The sequence below is a fragment of the Rhizobium sp. BK112 genome, assembly GCF_014193215.1.
In the GTDB taxonomy this organism is placed as follows: Bacteria; Pseudomonadota; Alphaproteobacteria; order Rhizobiales; family Rhizobiaceae; genus Rhizobium; species Rhizobium anhuiense.
On record NZ_JACHYZ010000029.1, the window covers coordinates 1 to 25,899 of the forward strand.

The window sequence follows — 25,899 nt, forward strand, 5'->3', positions numbered from 1 at the left end:
CCGATCGACACCACGACCACCTCTTCGGCCTTGCCGGCTTCCTTCAGCCGCAGCGCCTCTTCCACCGAGATCTCGTCGAACGGGTTCATCGACATTTTCACATTGGCAAGCTCGACACCCGTGCCATCCGGACGAACCCGGATCTTCACGTTGTAGTCGACAACCCGTTTGACGGGCACGAGTATCTTCATGGGTGACCCCCTTTATTTCTAGACTACCGGCCGTCAGTGCGGCCGTTCGGCAAGCAATGCCCAGAAGGCGAAGAGCGGCGTGTCGAGCGACCTCATGGCATGTTTGATGCCAGGGAGATTGTAGAAGGATCCGCCGATACCAGGCGAAAACCAGTCCCCTTCCCCCTGCTGGAATTCTCCCTCGGAAAGCACGAGGTAGACTTCCTCCGGTGCATGGTCGTGATCGGGGTAGCGCATGTGAGGCGCCATCAACGTCACGCCGATCCACAGGTCGCTCCGCTCCTCCAATCCTCCCGGGCCGATGATCATCGCATTGGCATGGCCATCGACAAAATTGTCGCTGGCCGTGTGGTCATACTTGGTGCGCCGACGCCATTCAAGCATTGGCTCGATGCCTTTGAACCCCTCGATCAAACGCGCCAGCGAAGGATAGGACGGATCGATCGAGAGCGCCACATCAAGGAGCGCACACACGGGCAATCGACTTCCTTCCCCTGCGCGTGCATCTCCCGGGCATTCCAGCGCCGTAGAAATCTGACGAATCGAGCGACGGGCTTCCGGCGCCCTGGCAAATTGGTCGAAAGCCACGAAAGCCGCATCCACGAAAATCTGGAGGCTTTCATTGCGCAAACTCATGTCATCACCTCCCGAAACGACCCGCCGACAGGCGGCTGATCTTGCGATCAGATATCTTTTGCGATGCGCAGTCCGTCATAGACGGCGGCATGCGTGTTGCGTGCGGCCACGGCATCGCCGATCCGGAACAGCTGGAACCTGCCGTCGGGATTGCGGACGATGGACTGGGGTTCTCCAGACAGAAGCTGGTCGTGCGACATCTCACCGAGATTGCTCGAATTGGGTTTCAGTTCGAAATAGAGCTCATCGAGCGGGATGGTCCCATGATTGACGACGATCTGGTCGAAGCTGTGCTGCCTGGCAATCCCGCCGTAATCGCTGCCGATATGAGCGACCAGCTGGTTGCCGCTCTTCTCGACGGCTTCCAGACGGTAGGTGACGGTGAAGGTCACGTCGTGCTTCTGAAGAGAACGCATATAGGGCACCAGGTTCATGGCCATGACCTCAGGCGCGAAGGACCGGTCCGGCGTCATGATCTCGACCTTGGCGCCTGCCTTGGCGATGAACTCCGCCGCCTGCAGGCCGGCATGGTCGCCGGCATCGTCGAAGATCAGCACGTTGGTTCCAGGCTTCACGTCGCCGGAAATGATGTCCCACGAAGAGACCACCAGCTCGTTGCCGCTCGTGAGAACCTCGGTATGCGGCAGGCCGCCGGTCGCAATGATGACGACATCGGGATTTTCGGCCTCGATGGTGTCGGCTTCCGCCCAGGTGTTGAAGTGGAAGGTGACGTCGTATTTCTCGCACTGGCTCATGCGCCAGTCGATGATGCTGATCATCTCCCTGCGGCGCTCACTCTGGGCGGTGAGCCGGATCTGACCGCCGGGATTGTTCGCCGCCTCGAAAACGACGACCTGATGGCCGCGTTCCCCGGCGACGCGCGCCGCTTCCAGACCGGCCGGGCCGGCGCCGACGATGACGACTTTTTTCCTGGCGTCGGCCTTCGCCACGATATGCGGCATCGTCAGTTCGCGGCCGGTGGCGGCATTGTGGATGCAGAAGGCGGCGCCGCCCTGGTAGATGCGATCGAGACAGTAATTGGCGCCGACGCAGGGGCGGATATCCTCTTCCCGTTTTTCGATGATCTTGCGGACGATGTGCGGATCGGTCATGTGGGCGCGGGTCATGCCGATCATGTCGACTTTCCCGGCCGCGATCGCGTGACGCGCGGTCGCGACGTCCGGTATCTTGGCAGCGTGGAACGTCGGAAAATTGGTCGCGGCCCGGATTTCACCGGCAAAATCCAGGTGCGGAGAGTTTGCCATGCCCTGGATCGGAATGACATCCGTCAAACCCGCATCGGTATCGATGTGGCCCCGAATGACGTTCAGATAGTCGATGAGGCCGCTATCGCGGAGCCGCTTGGAAATCTCCATGCCTTCGGCCTTGCCGGTACCGCCGGGAAGACATTCGTCGGCGGTATAACGAACGCCGAGGATGAAGTCGTCACCCACCCTTTGCCGGATCGCCTTGAACACATCGAGACAGAAGCGCATGCGGTTTTCGAGAGAGCCGCCATAGGCACCATCGAGTTCGTTGGTCAGCGGCGACGCGAACTGGTCGATCAGATGGCCGTAGGCCTCCAGCTCGACACCGTCCATGCCGCCCGCCTTCATGCGCTCCGCAGCATCGGCGAAATCCTTGATGATGCGCTCGATGTCCCAATCTTCCATCTTCTTCGGGAAGGCGCGGTGGGATGCCTCGCGATGATGCGACGGCGCCACGACCGGCAGCCAGTCGCCCTTGTCCCAGCGCGTGCGCCGGCCGAGATGGGTGAGCTGGATCATGATCGCCGCCCCCTCTTCATGCACAGCGTCGGTCATTTCCCTGATCCACGGGACGATCTCGTCCTTATAGGCGAGCAGGTTGTTGAAAACCGGCGGACTGTCCCTGGACACCGCGGCCGAGCCTGCGGTCATCGTCAGCGCCACGCCGCCCTTTGCCCGCTCCACCGTATAGGCGCGATACCTCTCCTTCGGCATGCCGTCTTCCGGATAGGCAGGCTCGTGGGAGGTCACGATGAGACGGTTGCGCAGCTTCAAATGCTTGAGCTGATAGGGCTGAAGAAGGGGGTCATTCGACATGGGCCGTGGTTCCGGATTAAAAACGTCAGAGGAGACGCTAAGCATAATGTACATAAGTGTCAACGAGGAAAACAAACGGGTCGTTATTTTCGACACTGATGTACATTTTTCTTGTGCGTGGTTTGATAATTTGATAGGAAACACCCCATGGATCAGGCTTTGAACGACACTGGCTGGCGCGGATCACAGGAGGGATGGCTGGAAGCAGCGTATCACTCCCTGCTGGATTCCGGGGTGGATTCGGTGAAGATTCTGCCGCTGGCGAAGAAGCTCAATCTCTCTCGCACGAGCTTCTACTGGTTCTTCAAGGATCGGGAGGAGCTGTTGGCCGCGCTTGTGGCGCGCTGGCGCGATAAAAACACCGGCAACATCGTCAAGCAGTCGGAAGCTTACGCGGAATCGCTTGCCGAGGCGATGCTCAACGTCTTCGATTGCTGGCTCAACAATGATCTGTTCGACGCCAGGTTTGAATTCGCCGTGCGCAGCTGGGCGCTGCAGTCCGACGAGATTCTCGCCGAAGTCCGGCAAGCCGATCAGCTTCGCCTGGAAGCGCTCAAGCGCATGTTCATCCGGTTCGGACTACCAGAAACGACATCAGATGTCAGAGCGCGAACAACTTACCTCGTTCAGATCGGCTATATCTCCATGCAGTCCAGGGAGGAACTCGCCGTCCGCATGAAACGGATTCCAGAGTATATTGCGATCTACACCGGCGAAGTGCCGCAGCAGAGGGAGCTCGATCGCTTCTTCTCCCGGCATGGCCATAGGCCCGGTTAGGGAAGGCCGAGATGAGCGTTTCCTTGAGGATCGGTATCATTGGCGGCGGCGGATGGCTTGGCGGAGCAATCGCCGGCTCGATCCTCGATGCCGGCCTGGTCGGTCCTCGAAATCTCTCCCTCTCCTATCGCAGCGAGCCGCCGCGCCGTTTCCCGAATTCTTTCCTGACCACCGACAATCAGGAGCTTGCCGACCGCTCGGATGTGATCCTTCTCTCCGTTCGTCCGGCCGACTGGCAGGCCCTGGAGTTCGATGCCGGCGGCAGGCTCGTCATCTCTGTCATGGCGGGCATCCGCTTGGGCGCACTTTCGGAACGCCACAACACCGCTCGCGTCGTCCGCGCTCTGCCGAATGCCGCTGCCGAAGTAACCAGATCCTATACGCCCTGGACTGGCACAAGCGACGTCACGGAAGACGATCGAGCAGTCGTCCGCGCCATTTTCCAGGCATGCGGATCTGAGGACGAGGTCGGAAGGGAAAGCGACATCGACTATCTCACCGGCCTTTCCGGATCCGGACCGGCATTCCCGGCGCTGCTCGCAGCCGCCATGATGAGCGACGCCGTCGCCCATGGCCTGCCGGCGGAGATTGCGCAGCGGGCCGTCAACACGGTGATGACAGGCGCCGGCCGCCTGCTGGAGCGCCGTGACGAATGTCCTGACGACGTCGTTCAAACCTTTCTCGCCTATCGCGGCACCACCGCAGCAGCCATCGAAGGCATGCGCGCTGCCGGGTTCAACGCTTCCGTCGCCAAGGGACTGTCGGCGGCATTCAAGAAATCGGTGAGTATGGGAGACGCTTCCTGACAACCGTTGGAGCGGGTTCCTGCGGCGCCCCGCTCGTCAAAATCGGCCGCTAAGCAGAGGGAACGAAATGAAAAAACTACTTGCATCGACATGCCTGACATTCGGCCTGATCGGCGGGGCGTCTTTCGCCAGCGCCGCCGAATGCGGCAGTGTGACCATCGCCAGCATGAACTGGCAGAGTGCAGAGGTTCTCTCTAACCTCGACAAGTTCATCCTGAACGAAGGTTATGGCTGCGAGGCCGACATCACCGTCGGCGACACCGTCCCGACGATCACCTCCATGGCCGAAAAGGGCCAGCCCGATATCGCGCCGGAAGCCTGGATCGACCTGCTTCCCGATGTCGTCAAGAAGGGAACGGATGAAGGCCGGATCGTCCAGGTCGGCTCTCCGCTGCCCGATGGCGGCGTACAGGGCTGGTGGATTCCCAAATATGTTGCCGATGCCCATCCCGATATCAAGACCATCGGCGACGTGCTGAAGCATCCGGAACTCTTCCCCGATCCGGAAGATCCGAAGAAGGGCGCCATCTACAACGGGCCGCAGGGCTGGGGCGGCACCGTCGTGACCACGCAGCTCTACAAGGCCTTCGAAGCCGAGAAGGCCGGCTTCACCCTCGTCGATACCGGCTCAGCCGCCGGCCTCGATGGTTCTATCGCCAAGGCTTACGAACGCAAGGAAGGCTGGGCCGGCTATTACTGGGCGCCGACCGCGCTGCTCGGCAAGTATCAGATGGTCAAGCTCGAAGCCGGTGTGCCGCAGGATGCAGCCGAATGGAAGCGCTGCATCACCGTCGCCGATTGCCCCGATCCGAAGCCGAACGCATGGCCGGTCGATCACGTCGTGACCTTGGTTGCCAAGCCCTTCTCGGAAAAGGTCGGGCCTGAGGTCATGGACTATCTGACGAAGCGCTCCTGGAGCAATGACACGGTCAACAAGCTGATGGCGTGGATGACCGACAACCAGGCAACCGGCGAAGATGGCGCAAAGCACTTCCTGAAGGAAAACAAGGACCTCTGGACAAAGTGGGTCTCGCCTGAGGCAGCCGCGAAGATCGAAGCTGCGCTTTAACGCCGACTATTGCGGTGCGCTCAAAGCGCACCGCCTCTCGCTGCCGATAAAATCAAAAAGACTGCCGCGGCTCTTTGAAGAAAAAGGGGAACCGAATGGAATGGTTTTATAAATTCCCGCATATGGATGATGATGCCCTTCGCAATCTGAAGAAGGCGATCGATGACGGCTTTCGCGCCTTTACTCGCAGCTATGGCGACGCGATCGAAAGCCTCTTCTCCCCGCTGCAGCATTTTCTCATCGCCGCCGACCGCTTCATGACGCAGACGCCGTGGCCGATCATCACATCCATCATCCTTGTGATCGCATGGTTTGCGAGCCGCAGCCTGAAGATCGTCTTCGGCTGTCTCGTGACACTGCTGCTGATCGGCTATTTCGACATGTGGGACGATACGATGCGGACGGTCTCGATGATCTTCGTCTGTACCGTGCTCTCGATCGCCATCGGCATCCCGATGGGGATCCTGATGGCGCGTTCCGACCGGCTGCAGCGCGTCATCAACCCGATCCTCGACGTCATGCAGACCATGCCGAGCTTCGTCTACCTGATCCCTGTCGTCATGCTGCTCGGCATCGGCAAGGTGCCGGGACTGATCGCCGTCGTCATCTACGCCATCCCGCCGATGATCAGGCTGACCGACCTCGGTATCCGCCTGGTCGACAAGGACGTGCTGGAGGCGGCCGACGCCTTCGGGACATCGAGCTCGCAGAAACTGTTCAAGGTCCAGTTGCCGCTGGCGCTTCCCACCATCATGGCCGGCATCAACCAGACCATCATGATGGCGCTCGCCATGGTCGTCGTCGCCTCGATGATCGGTGTCCAGGGTCTTGGCCAGCCGGTTCTGAAGGCGATCGCCAACCAGTACTTCACTCTGGGCATTTTCAACGGCCTTGCCATCGTCGGCATCGCCATCATCTTCGACCGGGTCAGCCAGGCATATGGCAAGAGGCTCCAGAAGCATCGGGAGATCGTCCATGGCTGATCAACGTTTCGGCGGCATCAAGATCCGCCATCTCTACAAGATCTTCGGTCCCAATCCTGCCGCTTACGTCGATGCCGTCCAAAAAGGATTGTCGAAGACCGAGCTCAACCAAAAGCATGGCCACGTGCTGGGCTTGAGCAATATCAATATCGAGATACCTTCGGGCCGCATCCAGGTCATCATGGGCCTTTCGGGTTCGGGCAAATCGACCCTTATCCGCCACATCAATCGTCTGATCGATCCAACCGCCGGCGAAGTGCTTGTCGACGGCGTCGATGTCGTGAAAATGAACGAGACCGAATTGCGGGCGTTTCGCCGGCACCAGACGGCCATGGTGTTTCAGAAGTTCGCGCTTCTGCCGCACCGGAATGTTCTCGACAATACCATCTTCGGCCTCGAAGTGCAGGGCATGGAGCGTTCGAAAGCCGTCGACGTCGCCATGCGCTGGCTGGAGCGGGTCGGTCTCAAGGGCTTCGAGCAGAAATATCCCAACCAGCTCTCCGGCGGCATGCAACAGCGTGTCGGCCTGGCGCGCGCCCTTTCCAACGATGCGCCGGTCCTTTTGATGGACGAAGCCTATTCGGCGCTCGATCCCTTGATCCGCACGGATATGCAGACGGTCCTTCTCGACATTCAGAGGGAGATCAAGAAAACCATCGTCTTCATCACCCACGATCTCGATGAAGCCCTTCGCCTGGGCGACCAGATTGCGATCCTGCGCGACGGCGAAGTCATCCAGCAGGGCACCAGCCAGGACATCGTCCTGCGTCCGGCGGACGATTACATCGCCAACTTCGTCAAGGAGGTTAATCGCGGCCGCGTCATCCATGTCGAAGCCGTCATGACCCCCCTGCATTCCGGCGCAGTACCCGGCGGATTGACGATTGCGTCAGGCACGACAGTCGAAGAGGCCGTCCGGATCCTGGCATCGGCGCCGGACGACGATGCCAGGGTGATTTCACCATCAGGCGAAGCATTGGGTCTCGTCACCTTCCGCCAGCTCGCAGGCGCGATGGTGAACTCGCAGGAGGTGGCTCCCCGACGCGATAGCGCCCTCTCGGTCGCACTCTGAAGCTCAAATGCGGCCGTCTCTCCGTTTCGTTGGCGATACCGATATCGGGCACGCCATCGCAGGAAATGGAAAGTCGGCCGCCTGACGCTTGGGGATCACCATGTCGAAACTCTTCCCGCGTCTGTTTTCGCCCGTCAGTCTGCGCGGACACATTTTGCGCAACAGGATCGTCTTCGGCGCGCATACGGCAAACATGGCGAACAACGGCGTGCCCGGCGACCGGCATGTTGCCTATTATGCCGAGCGTGCGATCGGCGGCGCCGGAATGATCGTGGTCGAACCGATGCCGGTCCATCCCGCCGCCGTGTTGACGCGCGGGAATTTTCTTCCCGGCGACGATAGTGTCGTCCCTCATTTCAGGAAGGTCACGACGGCGATCAGGGAAAACGGCGCGGTCGCGATCCAGCAGCTCTACCATGTTGGCGCGCATGGAGATTCCGATAATTCATACCACCCGCATTGGTCGCCGTCCGGTCTGCCCAGTTATCACGACAGCGACGGCTCGCATGCCATGAGCGAGGCGGAAATCTCAGAAACCATCGACGGATTCGTGCAGGCGGCGCGCCGCTGTCATGAGGCCGGTTTCGATGGCGTGGAGGTCTGGGCGGCCTATCTCGGCCTCATCGAGCAGTTCTGGACGCCCTGGTCGAACCGGCGAGAGGATCAATGGGGCGGTTCGCTCGAAAATAGGACACGTTTCTCGCGCGAGATCACGAGCCGCATCCGGGCGGTCTGCGGTCAGGATTTCATCATCGGGCTTGCGATCAGCGATGAGCCCGATCATAGCGTCGCGCTGACGCGGGACGAGCTTGCCGAGATCGTCGCCCTCCATGACGATCTCGGCCTCGTCGATTACGTCACCTGCGGCTCGGGCGGCTATCTCGACTTCCACAAGCTGATGCCGACATTCCTTTACCCGGAGAAGCTCGGCGCCGATCTCGCTGCGACGATCAGGCGGTCCGTCAAGCATGCGCTCGTCATCGCCGAAAGCCACATCAGAACGCCGGAGAATGCCGAAACCGTTCTGGGAGAAAGAGCGGCGGACCTCGTCTCGATCGTCCGCGGCCAGATCGCTGATCCCCATCTCGCCCGAAAAGCCGGCGAAGACCGCCCCGACGATGTTCGCGGCTGCATTTCGTGCAACCAGATGTGCTGGGGCCGGCGCTCGCGTGATTATTGGATAAGCTGCCTCATCAACCCGTCGGCCGGACGGGAATACCAATGGGGCGGCGACCGCTTCAGCCCGGCCGGCCAGCCGAGAACGGTGCTGGTCGTCGGCGGCGGGCCTGCCGGTCTGGAAGCCGCCCGCGCAGCCGCGGAGAGAGGCCACCGGGTCATCCTCGCGGAAGCCTCCAGCCGGCTCGGCGGCAATTTCCTGCTGGCCGGACTGCAGCCTCGCCGCGCGCAGATCCTCGACCTCATCGGCTGGTACGAGCGGCAGCTGACGAAACTCGGTGTCGAGATCCGGCTCAACTCTTATGTCGAGGCATCGGATGTCGAAGCGATCGGCGCGGATGCCGTCATCCTGGCGACAGGTTCCTATTCTCCCGACACCGGCTTCCAGAAGGCTCTGCCTTCGGTCGAGACGCTGCCCGGCATCGAAAGGGGAAACGTCTTCACGATCGAGGCTGTCATGGCGCGGCAGGCAAGGCCGGGCAAAAGGGTCCTGCTGCTCGACGAGGGTGGCGGCTGGCGCGGCTGCGGAACCGCCTGGAAGCTCGCCGAAGATGGGCACCTGGTGACCATGCTCTCGCCCGACCCCTTCATCGGCAAGGAACTTCAGCGCACCACCGCCGACGTACCGCTGCGTCGGACCTTGAAGAGGCTGGGTGTCCAATGGCGTCTGGAGGTCAGCGTGCTGGCGTGGCACGGCAACGGCGTCACCCTGCTGGATCACAATACCGGCGAGCATTTCTTCGAGGAAGGCGACAGCCTGGTGCTCGCCACAACCAATGCAGCCGCCAACTGGCTCGGCGAAGAACTGCGCTCGAGCGGTCGCCATATCGTGGAGATCGGAGACTGCGCCGCCCCGCGCCAGGCGCCCTATGCCTTCTATGAGGGCAGGCGAGCCGCATTGGAGCTGTGATGACCGGGCAGAGGATCAGAATGCCGATCGACGAGCTCCGCCAACTGGCGCTCGAAGCCTGCCTCGCCTGCGGTGCCAGCCAGGCCATGGCGAAGGCGCTCGTCGATGCAACGCTGTCGGCTGCCCGTTTCGGGCGCCCCGAGCTGGGTTTTCCGCATTTCGTCGATTATCTCGCCAGCCTGCGCGAGGGGCGGATCAACGGAGACGCCAAGCCCGGCTTCAACCATGTGCTGCCGGCCCTGATCCAGGCCGATGCGGATGGCGGCATAGCGCAGCTCGGCTTTGACCTCATTTACGACGACTTCACGAAACGCGTGAAAACCTTCGGCATTTCAGTCTTCACGCAGAAAAACAGCTATACCGCCGGGGAACTGGGATATTACATCAGGCGCCTGGCTCAGGACGGATTGATCTCCATCGCCGCTGCCAACGGCCCACCATTGATGGCCGCCGCCGAGGGCGGTGAGCGCGTTTACTGCACAAATCCGCTGGCCTTCGGCGCGCCCATGCCGGCCCCTTTGCCGCCTCTCGTCATCGACCAGGCGACGAGCGCTACGGCCTTCGTCACCCTTGCCGAGGCGGCCAAGGCGCAGTCGCCGATCGCTCACGGCATCGCCATCGATGAGACCGGCGCAATCACCACTGATCCGGTCAAGGCGATGCTCGGCGCGCTCCTGCCCTTCGGCGGCTACAAGGGCGCCAATATCGCCCTTGTCGTCGAGATGCTTTCCGCGGGTCTTTCCGGGGCCGCATGGTCGCTCGATGCAGGCCACTTTCTCTCGGGCGAGCATCCGGTCAATGCCGGAATGACCGTGATCGCGCTCTTTCCCGCAGCAGTAGATCCGGATTTTCAGGCGCGAGCCACGGCCCAATTGGAGCGGCTGCGCGCCAAGGGAGTTCGCATCCCCGGCGACAGAGCGATGTCCGCATGTACCGCGGAAACCGATAGCCTCGAAGTCGACGCAGCGGTGCTCGAAACGATCCGCCGCTTGTGCCTTCAGTGAAAGCAAATCATTACCAAGCCGAAGAAGCGCGCGCACTGCGGACCAGTGCGCAACCATGGCGACAATGTCCTCGTTCGGCTAATTGAGAAACTAAAGATCTCTATCCACTTTGCGCAGCGCATTGCGCAGAACAGACGGCTTCAGGGGAGCGGCTTCATATACATTTTGCGCAAGATCAGTCCAGACTGCGTCACGAAAAGCCGCTCGGCCGACAATATCGGGACCGGACAATTGCTCCATAGCTGAGGAACAGTAAGATCAATCCCGACCAATGCCATGATGGTTTGCGGTCCTAAAACCAAACCCGTTCATCCATCACCCCCAAAAGGATGGAAGGGATCATACATACGCACTGCATCCCGTGCGTATGCCTGCATGCCTGTCAGCCTGCCGAAGGCCCTCTTTAAGCGGTCCACTATAGAACCTTCGGCAGGCGACTGCGCGACTTGCGAAATCGGGGGCCCACTCGATAAGCTTCAGATATCGCTCCTCTCGGCAAGACCCGCTGCATTTGAGCCCGCCGAGCGCGGCCGCGTTTTTCTCGGACGTGCCAAGGCCGCTCTATCACTTTGAATCAAAATCCTAAAACGCGTCGCATGAATTCGCATTGGCGCGATGCGCTGTATAGTGGCCTGGCGGATACAGGCGATAAATTTACCCTTCTGCGTAATCGTTTCATCATCAGCCCGATGGCTTGCCAACTGTTCCGAGTTCTGCCAGTTCCTGCCGTCAGGCTGCGAAAAACGGATGCGATGGGAACTCTTGGCAATGCATTTAACGGGTTGGTTTTATTGACGCTTGTCACGCCCGCGTTTCGTCTGCATCGGCTTACGCAAACCACCGATCCCGATGCCGACACCACGTGCAGATTCCCCTGCTCCGCTGAGACCTGCTGCGCTGCATGCTCCGATCGGCTAATATATAGCCACGCCTCAGCAATCAATCACGTCCACAGGCCCTGACGAAGCGGAGGAGGATGGTCGATGGTATCAGGCGAAGCGATTGGAGGTACGCGCATCAATATGTCAGCGCTATCATGGATTGCGCCGGCATCGGCGAGCGACGGAGAAGGACAAGTCAACACAGCCCCATTGAAACGATAGGAGCGGCATGACGGAAAATAGCACTGCCCCATTCTCATTTCGATTTAGCGGTTCGTCCTTCGACAACATGGTCGAAACGCTGGGCGGCGCCTTTGGCGCATTTGATGCCGAGCCTGTCGGCCGCAGCCAGGACTTCCATTGGGGATTGGATTTCTCGGCATGTGACAGTGCCGTCCTGCTCACCGGTTATCATGAGGCGGAATTTCAGTTCAATATCGAGCCGACCGTCGATACGGCCGAATATCTGTCGATCGTCGTGCCGCGCAGCGGCGGCATGGGGGTCACCTATGGGTCGCGCGTCGCCGAGGCCGGGCAAGGAAAATTGCTTCTTTACAATAATTTCGAGCCCAACAGCGTCATCATGCATGGGCGATCGAACGTCATCGACGAGTTGCTGATCAACTGGCCGCTCATCCTCCAGACGATCGGCCAGACTTTCGAGATGCCGTTCAGCGGCTCTCTCGACCTGCTGCCCGAACTGGATCTGTCCAAGCCGGAAGGCCGGTTGATCAGCAATCTCACGGAAACGATCATCGCGGGCATGCGCGACGATGGTCCCTTGCTGCAGTCGCCGATCGCCATGGCGCATATGACGCAGGCGCTGGCCGATCTGGTCGTGCGCCTGGTGCCGCACCGGCTGTCGCATTTCCTGGAGAATGGCCCGGCCCTGATCGCTCCCCGGCATGTCCGCCGGGCGATTGAATTCATGCACGCCAATATCGATCAGCCGATCACCATGCCGAAGGTCGCCGAAGCGGCCGGCGTATCCAGCCGGGCGCTCGAAACCGGTTTTCGTGCCTTCAGGGGAACCTCTCCCGCCGCCTACCTCTTGACCCTTCGTCTGCGTGCGGCGCGCCAGGATCTGCTCGATCCCGAGAGCAAGGACACCATGAAGGCCATCTGTCTCAAATGGGGCTTCTTTCATTTCGGCCGGTTTTCCGCGGTCTATAAAAACACCTACGGAGAATACCCTTCCGACACCAGGAAGCGCGTGATCCGGCGATGATGGCCTCGGCTTGCGGCGAGTAAGCGGGCAGCCCGCGGCCGACGCAAGGGGCTACGCCTCGTCCCTCGGCGGCAATGTGTAATGCACTCTCATCGTCCTTGGATCGCGCTTGACGATCTGCAGCACGCCCTCGCGTTCCGCCAGGGCGTTGAGTTCCCTCAGCACGAGAGAATGCGCTATCCCCAGCATGCGCGCAAAGGTGCGGCTGTCACGCGCAATCCCCAGCTCCGCGGCGACGAGCAGGCCGGCTTGTATCGACGTCAATTGGGCATCTCTGCCTTGCGCCGCCGCGACGAGGGCAAGAAAGCGATCGACCTCGGCTGCCTCTACGCTCACGCGGCTTTTCGCCGGCGGAAGGACACCATGATCGATTTCGAAGTGGGCGTATCGCTTTCCCTGCCGGCGCTGCCAAGCGGCACGAGCACGTTCAGTTCGGGGTAATAACCCGCTATGCTTCCCCGGGGGATGTCATAGGGCACAAAGCGGAAATTCTCAGCGATGCGCTCGATACCGTCCTCATGCTCGCCGACCACGTCGACCCGGTCGCCGGCCTCGGCATGCATCGCCTGCAGATCCGCCGGGTGAATGAAGATGACCTGCCGCTCCCCGTAAACGCCGCGATATCGGTCATCGAGGCCATAGACCGTCGTATTGTATTGATCGTGCGACCGGAAGGTCTGCAGGGCGAAACGCCCCTCACCCTTTCGCGCCCGCTGATGCACCGTCTCTTCCGGAAGCGGCTCGGCAGAGAATGACGCCTTGCCTGCCGGCGTATCCCACTCCCGATGGGCGGCCGTGTTGCGCAGGTGGAAACCGCGCGGCTTGCGCAGGCGCGCATTGTAATTTTCGAAGCCCGGGATAGTCGCCGCGATATGATCGCGAATGCGGTCGTGGTCGCCGGCGAGCTCTGTCCAGTCGACCACGGCGGCGCCGACCGTCGCTTGCGCAATGCCGGCAATGATGGCGACTTCCGAGAGGAGATGCGGTGAGGCAGGGCGATTGATGCCGGCGGAACCGTGCACCATGCTCATCGAATCCTCGACGCTGACGAGCTGGGAGTTGCCCGCCGCGTTCATATCCATCTCGGTGCGCCCGAGGCACGGCAGGATGAAGGCGGCCTCACCGGGCATGAGATGCGAATGATTGGGTTTGGTGGCGATGTGCACCGTCAGCTTCAGCCGCCGCAGCGCCTTTTCGACAAGGGCGCCGTCGGGAGTGGCGCGGGCGAAATTGCCGCCAAGCCCGATGAAGGCCTCGGCCGAGCTGTCGAGCATCGCGCCGATGGCGGCAAGGACATTGTGGCCATGTTCGCGGGGAACGGCGAAGCGGAAGTGTTTCTCCAGCGCATCGAGGAAATCGTCCGACGGCTTTTCGTTGATGCCGACGGTGCGGTCGCCCTGCACGTTGGAATGCCCGCGAACCGGGCAAAGGCCGGCACCCGGCCGGCCGATATTGCCGCGCAGGAACATGAAATTGGCGATCTCGCGGATCGTCGCGACCGAATGCAGATGCTGGGTCACGCCCATCGCCCAGGTGCAGATGACCTTCTCGGCGTTGATATAGACATCGGCCGCCCGTTCGATCTCCTGCCGGCTCAGTCCCGATTGATCCTCGATCTCAGCCCAACTCGTTGCCTCGACCGCTGCCCGATATTCCGCAAAACCCGCGCAGTGTTCGGCGAGAAATGCATGGTCGAGAACGGAGGGCAGACCGGCGGCGACCGCTGCCTCTTCCGCAGCCAGCACGGCCTTCGCCATCCCGCGCACCGCGGCCATGTCGCCGCCGAGTTGCGGCTGGAGATAAAGGCTGGCGATGTCGGTCGAACCGCCGCGCAGCATCTCGATCTTGTCCTGAGGATCGGAGAAGCGCTCCAGGCCGCGTTCGCGGATCGGATTGAAGACGACGATGCGCGCGCCGCGGATCGCCGCCCGGCGCAAGTCGCCGAGCATGCGGGGATGGTTGGTGCCCGGGTTCTGTCCGATCACGAAGATCGCATCGGCCTCTTCGAAATCCTCCAGAAGCACCGTGCCCTTGCCCACACCGACCGCCTGGCGCATGGCGATGCCGCTTGCCTCGTGGCACATGTTGGAGCAGTCGGGAAAATTGTTCGTGCCATAGACGCGCACGAAGAGCTGGTAGAGGAAGGCCGCCTCGTTGCTCGCCCGGCCGGACGTATAGAATTCCGCCCGGTTGGGATGATCGAGACCCTTAAGAATGGCTCCGATTTCGGCGAAGGCATCCCCCCACGCGACCGGCAGATAACGGTCGCTCGCCGCATCGTAGCGCATCGGATGCGTCAGGCGGCCGTTGAGTTCCAGCTCATAATCCGTCAGCCGGCGAAGCTGCGATACCGTATTGTCAGCGAAGAAAGCGGGCGTTGCCCGCTTCTCCGTCGCCTCCCAGGCGACGGCCTTCACACCGTTTTCGCAGAACTCGAACGACGATCCGTGTTCCGGATCGCCCCAGGCGCAACCCGGGCAATCGAACCCATCCGGCTGGTTCGCCTTCAGCATCGTCCGCGCCCCGGAAATCGGCATGCCGCTTTGAAGCAACTGCTTCCCGCAGCTCTTCAACGCGCCCCAGCCGCCGGCTGCCGCCGATTTCTTGCCAATGAATTTTTTGTCCATGCGCCCTGTATTGTCGAAGCGAGGAAAACATCAAGGCCGCAGGAGCGATGGATCGATAGGAAAAACCTATCAAGGATTCAATCAACCAACGTCCTTCATGGCATGCCGTTCGTCGGGCGAATGTGCCAGGATGCGATTGCGGCCTTGCGTCTTGGCGTCGTAGAGCGCCGCATCGGCCTCCGTCAGGAGACGGTTCGGGTTGACCCTCAAGGTGGCGCCGGTCGCGCAGGATATGCCGATACTGGCGGTCACTCGTCCGAATTCGCTGCCGGAATGAACGATATTCTCCTGGTTTAGGAGACGTGCGAATTGCTCGGCAACGATCATTGCCCCTTTCGCACTGGTCGCCGGAAGCAGAACCACGAATTCCTCTCCGCCGTAACGTGCGACGATGTCTGCCGGCCGGCTGACGGACTGGCGAAGGCACTTGCTGACGACACGCAGGCATTGGTCTCCGGCGGGATGACCGTAGGTGTCGTTATAGGCCTTGAAGCGGTCGATATCGACCATCAGCAGGCTGAACGGCGTGTTCTTCCTGGCGCTGCCGGTGGTCTCGCGTGCGAAAGCTTCGTCGAAGGCCCGACGATTGACGATGCCGGTGAGCCCGTCGGTCTCGGCAAGGGACTTCAGTTGCTCCGCCGACAGCCTGAGCGCGATTTCCGCCTGCTTCGTCGCGGTGACGTCCGAGACGACGGCCATCGCCGTGCCGTCTTCGGCAAGCCTTGTCCGGATGCTGCGCCAGTCGCCGTTATAAAGCTGGACCTCTTCGTCCTTGTTGCTGTGCAGCGCAGCACTGGCGACCTTGATCCATTCTTCGAGGTCATTGTCCGGAATACCGGTGCGCTCGTTTGTTTCGGCGACGCGGCGGAGAATGTCGCTGATATGGGCGCCAACCACGCGCGCATCCCCGGATAGCGGAAAGGCGGTGCGATACTGCTCGTTGCAGAAAACAAGGAAACCCTTGCTGTCGTACATGGCGATACCGTCGGACATGCCGGCCATCGCATGCGACAGCAGGTTCTTGCTTTCGCGCAATTCCCGCTCCAGGACGGTACGCTCCGTAATGTCACGTGTTACGCCCGCAAGGCCGATCACCCGCCCCTGCCTATCGCGCAGCGGCACCTTGGAGGCGAGCAGGGATCTGCCTTCGATATGCTCGGTAGAGTCGATCAGAGGCACCCCGGTGTCCATAAGCTGCTGTTCGAGATAATACAATTCTTCAGCGAGCGGGCGCGACAGGAGATTAAAATCTGACAATCCGGTCATCTCCGCCGTCGTCTTGAAACGATAAAGGCGGATCATATTTTCGTTGACGGTGATGAACCGGCTGTTTCGATCCTTCACGTAGAGATAGTCGGGCGACTGCGAAAATGCGGTCACCAATATGCTTCGCTCCAGCGCCCATTGTTGGGTCTTCAACAGAATGAAACCACACAGCGCAGTCGCCAGGCAGTTCAATACGGTCATGGGCAGACCGATCATGGCCAGCACACGGGCGTGCACCAGGGTGGGAAGCGTCGCCATCAACACGACAAGAGAGGCGCCGAGCGCGAGGCCCAGCAGGCCAACGTCCATGAGCCGGGGAGATCTCTTGCGGATCCAGAAATTGCCAATCAGGCCGATGCCGGTCGCGACAGCAATCGCGACGAGACCGTCGATCATTGCCGTGCCGCCGACCCAGAAGCGAAAGGCCATCGCCAGCGACGCCGCAAAAGCCGCCGCGATCGGCCCGCCGAACATGCCCGCCAAAGCAAGCGGCGAGAAGCGCAAGTCGATATAGAGGCCGGGATTGAATTCGACGGCCAGCAATATCGATCCGATCGAGGCCGCGCCGGCTACGATTCCGAAGGCGATTTTCTCCTGCCTGGCCGAACTGCGCTGAAACTGGATCGAAAAATGCGCCCAGAGCGAAATGGCCAGGCACACGAAAGAAAGGTTGCCACCGAATTGCGTCCAGATGCCACTCACTGCGTTGGATCCACCTTCCAATACATGTACCGAACTGATCATAGGGCAACACTGGTTTGAGCTTAGTTAAATCGGAGACCCATCAGGCTATTTCATTTGCAGATGCGTCTCCGGGCCGAAGCGAGTGCTGGAGACGGTGAAGTATGCGCAGGGCCTTGCTGCCAGATTTGACGACATGAGAAAGACGCTGAACCGGATTGAAAGGTCATGCCCGAAGACGGCAGGAGACATCATGTCCGCAATGCGCTGCAGTTCAACGGATAGCGCCCGATGCGATAAGGCATGCTTAACAACTGCATCCTGGGCCTCGGGACATCTATCCGGATAGCGCAATAGTTGCGCTATCCGGATAAGCATGCGCATTTGGACTATCGTGTTGCGCACCAAAGCGCTCGTGAAGCTACGAGAGAGATCGCGCCGCTGCTGTTCATAACGCACCCGCGGTCACGATCCCGGCTCTTTCACTACTTGCAGATCGCCGCAGCCAAAAAGCCACGCATCGCCTCGCCATAGGGCGGCCGCATCATGTATTCCGCTTCCACCATCTTGCTCTGGTGATAGACGGCGCGCGGATGCGAGAAAGTGAGGAAGCCGAATTTGCCGTGATAGGCTCCCATGCCCGAATGGCCGACGCCGCCGAAAGGCAGGCCTTCCGCCGTGACGTGGCTCATGCAGTCGTTGACCGTCACCCCGCCTGAAGTCGTATTGTCGAGGACACGGCGTTCCTCCTGCCGATCCTGGCTGAAATAGTAGAGAGCGAGGGGGCGCGGCCTGGCATTGATACGATCGATGACGTCGGCGATATCGCGATAGGCAATGACGGGCAGCACCGGTCCGAAGATTTCCTCCTGCAGCACGCGCATGTCTTCCGTCGGGTCGAGGATCAGGGTCGGGGGTATGCGATGGGCCGATTGCTGGGAGAAATTCTCCGCCGCCGGGTTGATCTCGACGATCCCAGCGCCCTTGGCCCTGGCATCGTCGATCAGGCCCTGGACGCGGGCGTGATGGCGGGCATTGACGATCGAGGTGTAATCGGGATTTTCCTTCAACGCCGGATACATCGCGCCAACCGCCGCGACCGCGTGTCCGGCAAAGGCTTCGACGCTTTCCTCGGGCACATAGACATGATCGGGCGCAAGGCAGATCTGGCCGGCATTCAGCGTCTTGACCGTCATGACGCGGCGCGCCGCGTCGGCGAGATCGGCCGAGCGGCCGACGATGACGGGCGACTTGCCGCCGAGTTCTAGCGTCAGCGGCGTCAGGTTTTCCGCCGCCGCGCGCATGACATGATGGGCGATCGCGGTCCCGCCAGTGAAGATCAGGTGGTCGAAGGCCAGTGACGTGAAGGCAGTGCCCGTCGCGGGTCCGCCCTGAACGACTGAGATTTCCGTTTCGTCGAAGGCGCCGGCGATGAGCTTCGCCATCAAGGCTGATGAAGCCGGCGTCACCTCCGAGGGCTTGATCATGGCGCGGTTGCCGGCGGCGAGAATGCCGGCAAGCGGCGCAAGGGCGAGCTGATAGGGGAAATTCCAGGGGCTCAGGATTCCGACAACCCCCTTCGGCTGATAGACCACTTCAGCGACCGCATCCGGAAACAGTGCCTCGTGCTCTTCCGGCTTCAGCCATTCGGCAAGATGGGCCTTGGCATATTTGAGCGAACCGACGCAGGTGAAGACGTCGAGAAGCAGGCTCGCCTCGACGCTGCGGCTGCCGAAATCGTCCGAGAGGGCCGCGGCGATCGCATCCTTATGATCGACCAGAAGGGCGATGACGCGGTCGATGCGATCGATGCGGGTCTCGATGCTTGGCGGCCCTTCCCTCAGGAAAGACGTCTTTTGCCGGTCCAGCAGCGCCTTCATGGCATCGGCACTGGTATCGGTGGCGATCGGGGTGACGGTGTTCATTGTTTCCTCCCTTGAACGGTGTCAGACGGCCGGCTGGCGTACGATCGGTTTCAGCACGATGCCCTTTTCCGAATCCTCCACCGCCTGGTTGATGTCGGCGAAATCATAGAAGGTGACGAGCCTGTCGAAGGGGAAGCGCCCCTGCCGATGCAGGTCGATCAATAGCGGGATCAGCACGTCCGGATTGGAATCGCCCTCGACGATGCCGCGGACCCGTCGTCCGCCGGAGAGGATATGCGTAAGGTCGAGCGTCAGCGTCGCGCCGTGCGGCGAGGCCCCGACGATGCCGCAGGTGCCGCGCGGCGCCAGCACCCGCACACACTGGTCGATGACGGCGGGCACGCCGGAGGCATCGATCGCATAATCAACGCCGGCGCCGGTCAGCGCCATGATCGCGGCAACCGCGTCGCTTGTCTTGCCGTTGACGATATCGGTGGCGCCGAGTTCCGCCGCAAGCGCCAGCCGCGTCTCGTTGACGTCGACGGCGATGATCCGCGAAGCGCCGACGACCCGCGCCGCCATCACCGCGGCAAGACCGACAGAGCCCATGCCGAAAACCGCGAGCACTTTTCCCGGTTCGACCTTGAGCGCGTTCATGACCGCGCCGGCGCCGGTCTGGATGCCGCAGGCGAGCGGCCCGAGCAGCGCCAGATCGGCATCTCCAGGCACTTTCACGATATTGCGTTCATGGCACAGCGCATGGCTGGCAAAGGAGGATTGCCCGAAAATATTGCCGTGAACCCGCTCCCCCTCGCATGAGAGCCCGCTCGAACCATCGGCACGCGCACCGAAGAAATTGCGCGGGAAGAATTCGTGGCAATAGGTTTCCTCGTGATCATTGCAGCTCGGGCAATGGCCACAGGAGTTGAAGGTCATGACCACATGATCGCCGGGCTTGACCTTGGCGACACCCGGCCCGACCCGCTCGACGATGCCGGCGCCCTCGTGGCCGAGCACGACCGGCTGCGGCACCGGCAGGTGCTGGTCACGCATGACGATATCGGTGTGGCAGACCCCTGTCGCCACGACGCGAACCAGGATCTCGCCCTCGCGCGGCTCCTCCAGATCGAGCCTTTCCAGCGAAAACGGCATATGCGGCGCACGCGCCACCGCGGCATGGATTTTCATTCTATCCTCCTCCCGAGATCAATCTGCGCCCTCAGCCGCGCTTGTAAGCGCCGAGCCCCGGCTGATAGGTCTTGTCGTCGAGGAACTGTTTCAGCCCCTCGTCGCGCCCCTTGGTCTTGTCGAGAAACAGCATCTGCTCCAGCTTGGCGTAGATGTAATCGTCGGCGAGATCCCATGGCAGGTTGCGCACCCGCTTGTAGGTGTCCTTGGCGGCCTTCAGCGTCACCGGGTTCTTTTCGAGCAGGCTGGCGCAGATCTTGCGGACCCGGGTTTCAAGCTCGGCCAAAGGCACCGCCTCGTTGACGAGACCCATTTCCGCGGCCTTGCGCCCATCGAACAGTTCGCCGGTCATGATGTAGTAGAGCGCGTCGCGATGGCGCATCACTTCGGCGACAGCACGGGTGACGTTGCCGCCCGGCAAAATGCCCCAGTTGATCTCGGAGAGGCCGAATTTCGCCTCCTCGGCGGCGATGGCGAGATCGCAAGACACCAGCGGCGTGAAGGCGCCGCCGAAGCACCAGCCGTTGACCATGGCGATGGTCGGCTTTTCGAAATACATCAGCCGGCTCCACCAGTTGCCGGACTGGCGCCGCGCCTTCAGCGTGGCGTCACGCGGCTTGCCGTCATTGTCGCGGAAATATTCCTTCAGATCCATGCCGGCCGACCAGGATTCGCCGGCGCCGCGCAGGACGAGGACGCCGCAGCGCTCGTCGCCCTCGAGTTCGTCGAGCACCTCGAGCATCCGGACATTCAGGGCCGGATTCATCGCATTGCGCTTTTCCGGACGGTTGAGGGTCACGAAAGCGATGCCACTATCGAATTCGACCAGAACCGGCGATTTCATTTCAGTCATGGTTTACTCCATTGGTTTCGGCGTGAAGGCGCAAGCCGCGTCACAAGGCCTGTCGTTGAAGGGTTTCGTCGGAATGGAACTGGCGCAGAACATGTTTCTGCACCTTGCCGGAGGCGGTGCGGGGAATGCTCTCGACGAAGAGGATGCGGGCCGGACGCTTGAAGGCGGCAAGCCTTGCCGCGCAATGGCCGGCGATCTCATCACCCGTTGCCACGGCACCCGGCCGCAGCACGATATAGGCGACGCCGCATTCGCCCCACCTGAGGTCGGGAATGCCGACGACCGCGGCATCGAGAATATCGGGATGGCTTGCGAGCGCCGCTTCGACCTCGGCGGGGTAAACATTCTCGCCGCCGCTGATATACATATCCTTCAGCCGGTCGACGATGCGATAGAAGCCGTTCGCTTCGCGCCGGCCGAGATCGCCGGTGCGGTACCAGCCGTCGGTGAAAGCGGCCGCGGTTTCCCGCGGCTTGTTCCAGTAACCCGGCGTTACCGCCGGCCCGCGCAGCCAGAGTTCGCCAATCTCGCCTTCGTCAACGTCGCGGCCGTCCTCGCCGACGATGCGAATGTCGAGCAACGGTGCGGGAAGACCGACGCTGCCGGGATTGTCCTGCACGGCGCGCCGGTCGATCGGCACATGCAGCACCGTTCCGGCCTCGCTCATGCCGTAACCGTTGACCAGCGCAACGCCGTCGTCGAGATAGCTTTCGATCAGCGCCCGCGTCAGCGGCGCGCCGCCGACGAAGAGCGCATGCAGGCCGGAAAGCGCCGCGGCGCTATAGGCGGGGTCGTTGCGCAAGGCGAGCGCGATCTGCGGCACGGCGAAATAATGGGTGATGCCGCGCTGCCGGTCGGCAAGGGCTGCAAGCGTGCGCGCCGGCGTGAAGCGGTCGGAAATGACAAGCGTGCCGCCCAGCATCAACGTGGTGCGCGCCACCGCGATCAGCCCGATCGTGTGAAAGAACGGCAGGTCGCACAATGCGACGGAACCTCGCCCGATCTCTCCGACCATGGAAAAATTGATGGCGGCGAAAAAGGCGTTGCGGCGGGTGATGACGACGCCCTTCGGCTGCCCCGTCGTGCCCGATGTGTAGAGAAGCACGCAAGGTTCATCGGCATCGATAGTCACCGGGCCGGCCGGACGGCTCGCCTCGATCCGCGCGGCGAGCCCGGCCGGGCCATCGGCCGTCGATATCAGCGCCATTTCGGGATCGACGCCCGCGACGCTTACCGCCGTTGCCGCGAACTCCTCGTCGTGAACGAGCAGAGCCGGCGTGCAATCGGCAAGGATCGGCCGCAACTCCGCGGCGTTGAGGCGCCAGTTGAGCGGCACGTAGATGGCGCCGGCGCGCTGGCAGGCAAAGGCAAGCACGATCGAATCCACCGAATTGCGCGCCAGCATGGCGACACGCGCCCCATCCCGCCGCGCCCCGAGCATATCGTTGAGCAAGCCGGCGCAGCGGGCGATCCGCGCATCGAGCCCGACATAGGTAAGCTGCCGGCCGGTGGCGATCTCGAACAGAGCCGGACGGTCCGGTGCGACGCGCGCGCGGTAAAGGATCGGATCATCCGTCACCAGTCCGCAATCTGCCGACGAAACCATCCCGGAAAAGGAATGCGCCATGTTCTCCTCCCATGCCCGCCGCTCCTCTGCAGCCGGCATCAAATTTGTATGTAACACATACTAATATTTTTCAGCTGAGATGCAAGAGGCTGTTCAAGGCAAATCCGACCGTTCGAATGGACGCGGGGAAATCCGCGATGCCGATATTGACTAACCCGCTGATTTTGATGGTTATGACCCCGAACGAGGCGAGAGCGAACCATGGGCACAAAATCACCGCAGGACGATGTCGAGGGCGAAGATGCCCCCGCGACGCCGGCGCTCGACGTCGGCCGCCTTGGCGATCTGCTCGGCTTCCATCTGCGCATGGCGCATGTCGCAATCTATCGCGACTTTGCCGAAACCATGGAGGAGCTGGCGCTGACGCAGAAGCAGCTCGCCGTGATGGAACTCGTCGCCGGCAATCCCGGCGCCTCGCAGATCGACCTTGCCAACACGCTCGGCACCGACCGGGCGACGATGATGGCCCTCGTCAACCGGCTGGCCGCCCGCGACCTGATCGAACGCCGCCCCTCCGCGGCCGACCGCCGCCGCCAGGAATTGCATCTGACGAAGGCGGGACGCGCGGTGCTCGCGCGGGCGCGTGAGCTGATCGACAAGCACGAACAGCGTTTCCTTGAGCTGTTTTCGCGCGACGAAATGGACGCGCTGCTGATGGCGCTGAAACGGATATACAAGGGGAACTGAAATCCCCGCGCGCTTGGGAAGTAAGCCGCATCCAAGCTGATAGATTTCGCTTGGGAAAGTCCCGTGTTATGATCCCGGCCCTGGCGTCGTCCGCCGTGGGTTCTGCACACGGAGACTTGTCTCATGAGTGAAATGGACGTGCTTTTTGCCACCCTGCGACAGGCGGCTGACCCGCAGACGGTTGAGTGCATCGAAAACGTCGTCAAACATGGCTCGGATCGCGATCTCAATCGCATCAATGCGCTCGCCTTTGCCGACAAGCATCATCTCGATGAAGAGAAAACCATTGCGGCGCTTCTGCATGCCGCCCGCATCGGCGTCTTCGAAATGACCTGGAATGTCCTTTGTCCGGGATGTGGCGGCGTCCTCGACAGCGGCGCCACCCTCAAGGGGGTCGTCCAGGACACCTATCATTGCGCGCTCTGCGCGGCCGGATACGAACCGACCCTCGACGAGATGGTCGAGGTAACCTTCACCGTTAGTCCAAGAGTGCGCAGGATTGCCGCCCACGACCCCGATCGGCTGCCTCCGCTTGAATACTACCGCCAGATCTTCTTCAGCTCCGGCGTCGACCTGCCGCAGGACTTAGAGGCGAAGTTCGATCGCATCCAGCTGGAGATGATCGAGTTGGCGCCGGGCGAGAAGGCTTTCGTCTCGCTGCAACTGCCGGCGCAGTTCGTCATCATCTTCGATGCGGTCACACACTCGGCGCAGTTCATCGACGTGCAGGGCGAGCCCACCGACGAACGTCAAACCCTGTCGATGATCATCAGCCGGACGCATGCGCTGAACGAAACGCTGACCCTGCGTCCCGGCCTGCTGCGGCTCACCCTCGAGAACCACACCGATCGCCGAGTGGTGCCGAATGTCTGCATCGCCGGAGACGAACTGCACGACCTCCTGGGCCGCAGGCGGCCTTTCCTGACAGCCAAACGCCTGCTGACGAACCAGAGCTTCCGGGACATCTATCGGACCGACACGCTCGACGTCGACCAGCGCCTGAAGATCACCAGCCTGACGTTCCTCTTCACCGACTTGAGGGGCTCGACCGCGCTCTACGAGCGCGTCGGAGATCTCGCCGCCTTCGATCTGGTGCGCGCGCATTTCAGGGTTCTTCACGAGATCGTCGCCACAGAGGCCGGAGCCGTGGTCAAGACCATCGGCGATGCCGTGATGGCGACCTTCCCCAGCCCGGACCGCGCGGTGGCGGCAGCACTCAGGATGCGCGAGGCGATGCTGCGGCTGAATGCCGAACACGGCAGCGACGATCTTCTGCTGAAGATCGGCATTCACGAGGGACCATGCCTCGCCGTCAACCTCAACGACCGGCAGGACTATTTCGGCCAGACCGTCAATATCGCCTCCCGCGTCCAGGGCCTTGCCGATCCCAATGTGATCATGACGACGGAGGCAATCGTCGGGGATGCCCAGGTTTCGGAGATCCTGCGCGACGGCGGCATCTCATCGGTCTCCCGGCTGGCGGAGCTTCAGGGCATAGGGCGCGAGGTGAGGATTTTTGCGCTGTCGTGAGCTGGGTTTGCTCTTTGAGGTCGGGCCAAGTTGAGCGGTCTCCGCTAACGGTCCGAAGCGGATTTTCATTGGGCAATCAAAGTTCAGCAGCTTCGCGCCTTCTTACCAGTCGTCGCGGCAGAACTTACCATTGCCCGAGAGGGGACTTCCGTTCGTTTAGACACTACTGCTGGACACTATCTGCGGTCATCCTATCAACAAGCCAAGGCCGCTTCTTTCACGGTAGCGACCCCGACTTCACAAGCCGGCAATCACGACTAGAGCGGTTCAGCTTTTAACGGAAGCGCAGAACCGCTCCATCCTTTTGTTTTTGCGCAACTCCCGGCAAAACCGCTTCGCGCTTTGCCTGGGAAATCCGCTTCGCACTTTTCCTGGAATTGCACTAGGCGAGGGATCACCTCAGAGCGTGTCGATCAGTCCTCCGTCCACACGCATGGAAGCCCCGGTCGTCGCGGATGCCAAAGGCGAGGCGAGGTAGGTTACGAGGTTGGCGATCTCCTCGACGCTCGCAGCTCGTTGGATAATCGAACTTCCACGATGTTGCTTGACGAAGTCCGCAGCGACCTCCTCGATCGACTTGCCCGTCTTCGCACGCTCTTCGGCAAGCATCGCCTCAACGCCTTCGGACAGTGTTGGGCCGGGGAGGACCGAGTTGACGGTAATGCCCGTACCAGCCATGCGCTTGGCGAGCCCGCGGGCAACCGCGATATCGGCGGTCTTGCTAACGCCGTAGTGAATCATCTCCACTGGAATATTAA

At 61.5% G+C, this 25,899-nt stretch carries 21 protein-coding genes; 10 read left to right on the forward strand and 11 right to left on the reverse strand.

The features are described 5' to 3' along the window. The 3 genes from FHT75_RS35055 to FHT75_RS35065 form a co-directional block, all read right to left on the reverse strand. A partial coding sequence (locus FHT75_RS35055; protein ID WP_409527300.1) for an electron transfer flavoprotein subunit beta/FixA family protein occupies nucleotides 1–191 on the reverse strand: 191 nt, incomplete at its 3' end. Nucleotides 192–224: 33 nt separating this feature from the next. Then, nucleotides 225–827 (reverse strand): dimethylsulfoniopropionate lyase, encoded by a 603-nt coding sequence (locus FHT75_RS35060; protein ID WP_048338176.1) that lies wholly within the window; start codon nucleotides 825–827, stop codon nucleotides 225–227. Between the two features lie 47 nt (nucleotides 828–874). Further along, nucleotides 875–2,911: an NADH:flavin oxidoreductase gene (locus tag FHT75_RS35065; RefSeq protein WP_063474170.1), complete on the reverse strand. Its 2,037-nt coding sequence runs from the start codon at nucleotides 2,909–2,911 to the stop codon at nucleotides 875–877. 147 nt (nucleotides 2,912–3,058) lie between these two features. On the opposite strand from FHT75_RS35065, the gene FHT75_RS35070 reads away from it, so the two are divergent. The 8 genes from FHT75_RS35070 to FHT75_RS35105 all read left to right on the forward strand — a co-directional run bounded on the left by FHT75_RS35070 (nucleotide 3,059) and on the right by FHT75_RS35105 (nucleotide 12,817). Further along, nucleotides 3,059–3,688, forward strand: a complete 630-nt coding sequence (locus FHT75_RS35070) for a TetR/AcrR family transcriptional regulator (protein WP_063474169.1) — start codon at nucleotides 3,059–3,061, stop codon at nucleotides 3,686–3,688. A gap of 11 nt (nucleotides 3,689–3,699) precedes the next feature. Continuing rightward, entirely contained in the window at nucleotides 3,700–4,494 is a 795-nt protein-coding gene (locus FHT75_RS35075) for a pyrroline-5-carboxylate reductase family protein (RefSeq protein ID WP_063474168.1), read from the forward strand. A gap of 67 nt (nucleotides 4,495–4,561) precedes the next feature. Next, a complete protein-coding gene (locus FHT75_RS35080; protein WP_063474167.1) occupies nucleotides 4,562–5,563 on the forward strand; it encodes an ABC transporter substrate-binding protein in 1,002 nt (333 codons plus the stop codon). Between the two features lie 95 nt (nucleotides 5,564–5,658). Further along, nucleotides 5,659–6,546 (forward strand): ABC transporter permease, encoded by an 888-nt coding sequence (locus FHT75_RS35085; protein ID WP_047616819.1) that lies wholly within the window; start codon nucleotides 5,659–5,661, stop codon nucleotides 6,544–6,546. Continuing rightward, nucleotides 6,539–7,618 carry a glycine betaine/L-proline ABC transporter ATP-binding protein gene (locus FHT75_RS35090; protein WP_047616821.1) on the forward strand — a complete coding sequence of 360 codons (1,080 nt, stop codon included), beginning with the start codon at nucleotides 6,539–6,541 and terminating at the stop codon, nucleotides 7,616–7,618. Before FHT75_RS35085 ends, FHT75_RS35090 begins: the two co-directional genes overlap by 8 nt. Nucleotides 7,619–7,718: 100 nt before the next feature. Further along, entirely contained in the window at nucleotides 7,719–9,704 is a 1,986-nt protein-coding gene (locus FHT75_RS35095) for an FAD-dependent oxidoreductase (RefSeq protein WP_097596425.1), read from the forward strand. Next, nucleotides 9,704–10,708 carry an Ldh family oxidoreductase gene (locus tag FHT75_RS35100; protein WP_063474166.1) on the forward strand — a complete coding sequence of 335 codons (1,005 nt, stop codon included), beginning with the start codon at nucleotides 9,704–9,706 and terminating at the stop codon, nucleotides 10,706–10,708. Before FHT75_RS35095 ends, FHT75_RS35100 begins: the two co-directional genes overlap by 1 nt. 1,110 nt (nucleotides 10,709–11,818) lie before the next feature. Continuing rightward, nucleotides 11,819–12,817 carry an AraC family transcriptional regulator gene (locus FHT75_RS35105; protein WP_047616827.1) on the forward strand — a complete coding sequence of 333 codons (999 nt, stop codon included), beginning with the start codon at nucleotides 11,819–11,821 and terminating at the stop codon, nucleotides 12,815–12,817. 51 nt (nucleotides 12,818–12,868) lie between these two features. Here the strand turns inward: FHT75_RS35105 and FHT75_RS35110 are convergent, their stop codons facing one another. The 7 genes from FHT75_RS35110 to FHT75_RS35140 all read right to left on the reverse strand — a co-directional run bounded on the left by FHT75_RS35110 (nucleotide 12,869) and on the right by FHT75_RS35140 (nucleotide 22,924). Beyond that, nucleotides 12,869–13,153 carry a hypothetical protein gene (locus FHT75_RS35110; protein ID WP_063474165.1) on the reverse strand — a complete coding sequence of 95 codons (285 nt, stop codon included), beginning with the start codon at nucleotides 13,151–13,153 and terminating at the stop codon, nucleotides 12,869–12,871. Further along, entirely contained in the window at nucleotides 13,150–15,444 is a 2,295-nt protein-coding gene (locus FHT75_RS35115; RefSeq protein ID WP_183845784.1) for an FdhF/YdeP family oxidoreductase, read from the reverse strand. The genes FHT75_RS35110 and FHT75_RS35115 overlap by 4 nt, the downstream gene beginning before the upstream one ends. Before the next feature lie 81 nt (nucleotides 15,445–15,525). Then, complete coding sequence (locus FHT75_RS35120) at nucleotides 15,526–17,454, reverse strand: diguanylate cyclase (protein ID WP_063474163.1); 1,929 nt, start codon at nucleotides 17,452–17,454, stop codon at nucleotides 15,526–15,528. A gap of 422 nt (nucleotides 17,455–17,876) precedes the next feature. Next, complete coding sequence (locus tag FHT75_RS35125) at nucleotides 17,877–19,316, reverse strand: coniferyl aldehyde dehydrogenase (RefSeq protein ID WP_063474161.1); 1,440 nt, start codon at nucleotides 19,314–19,316, stop codon at nucleotides 17,877–17,879. Nucleotides 19,317–19,337: 21 nt separating this feature from the next. Further along, the gene (locus tag FHT75_RS35130; protein WP_063474160.1) at nucleotides 19,338–20,444 is read right to left on the reverse strand and encodes an NAD(P)-dependent alcohol dehydrogenase; all 1,107 of its coding nucleotides are present in this window, start codon (nucleotides 20,442–20,444) and stop codon (nucleotides 19,338–19,340) included. 31 nt (nucleotides 20,445–20,475) lie between these two features. Then, nucleotides 20,476–21,297 (reverse strand): p-hydroxycinnamoyl CoA hydratase/lyase, encoded by an 822-nt coding sequence (locus FHT75_RS35135; RefSeq protein WP_063474159.1) that lies wholly within the window; start codon nucleotides 21,295–21,297, stop codon nucleotides 20,476–20,478. A 40-nt stretch (nucleotides 21,298–21,337) separates the two neighbouring features. Further along, nucleotides 21,338–22,924 carry an AMP-binding protein gene (locus FHT75_RS35140; RefSeq protein ID WP_063474158.1) on the reverse strand — a complete coding sequence of 529 codons (1,587 nt, stop codon included), beginning with the start codon at nucleotides 22,922–22,924 and terminating at the stop codon, nucleotides 21,338–21,340. A 201-nt stretch (nucleotides 22,925–23,125) separates the two neighbouring features. Here FHT75_RS35140 and FHT75_RS35145 point away from each other — a divergent pair, with 201 nt between their 5' ends. Then, entirely contained in the window at nucleotides 23,126–23,611 is a 486-nt protein-coding gene (locus tag FHT75_RS35145; RefSeq protein WP_063474157.1) for a MarR family winged helix-turn-helix transcriptional regulator, read from the forward strand. Nucleotides 23,612–23,734: 123 nt separating this feature from the next. Beyond that, on the forward strand, nucleotides 23,735–25,141 hold the full coding sequence (locus FHT75_RS35150) for an adenylate/guanylate cyclase domain-containing protein (protein ID WP_063474156.1): 1,407 nt from the start codon (nucleotides 23,735–23,737) through the stop codon (nucleotides 25,139–25,141). A 399-nt stretch (nucleotides 25,142–25,540) separates the two neighbouring features. Here FHT75_RS35150 and FHT75_RS35155 read toward each other — a convergent pair. Beyond that, nucleotides 25,541–25,899 (reverse strand): SDR family NAD(P)-dependent oxidoreductase (locus FHT75_RS35155; RefSeq protein WP_183845783.1); only part of this gene is annotated, 359 nt, incomplete at its 5' end.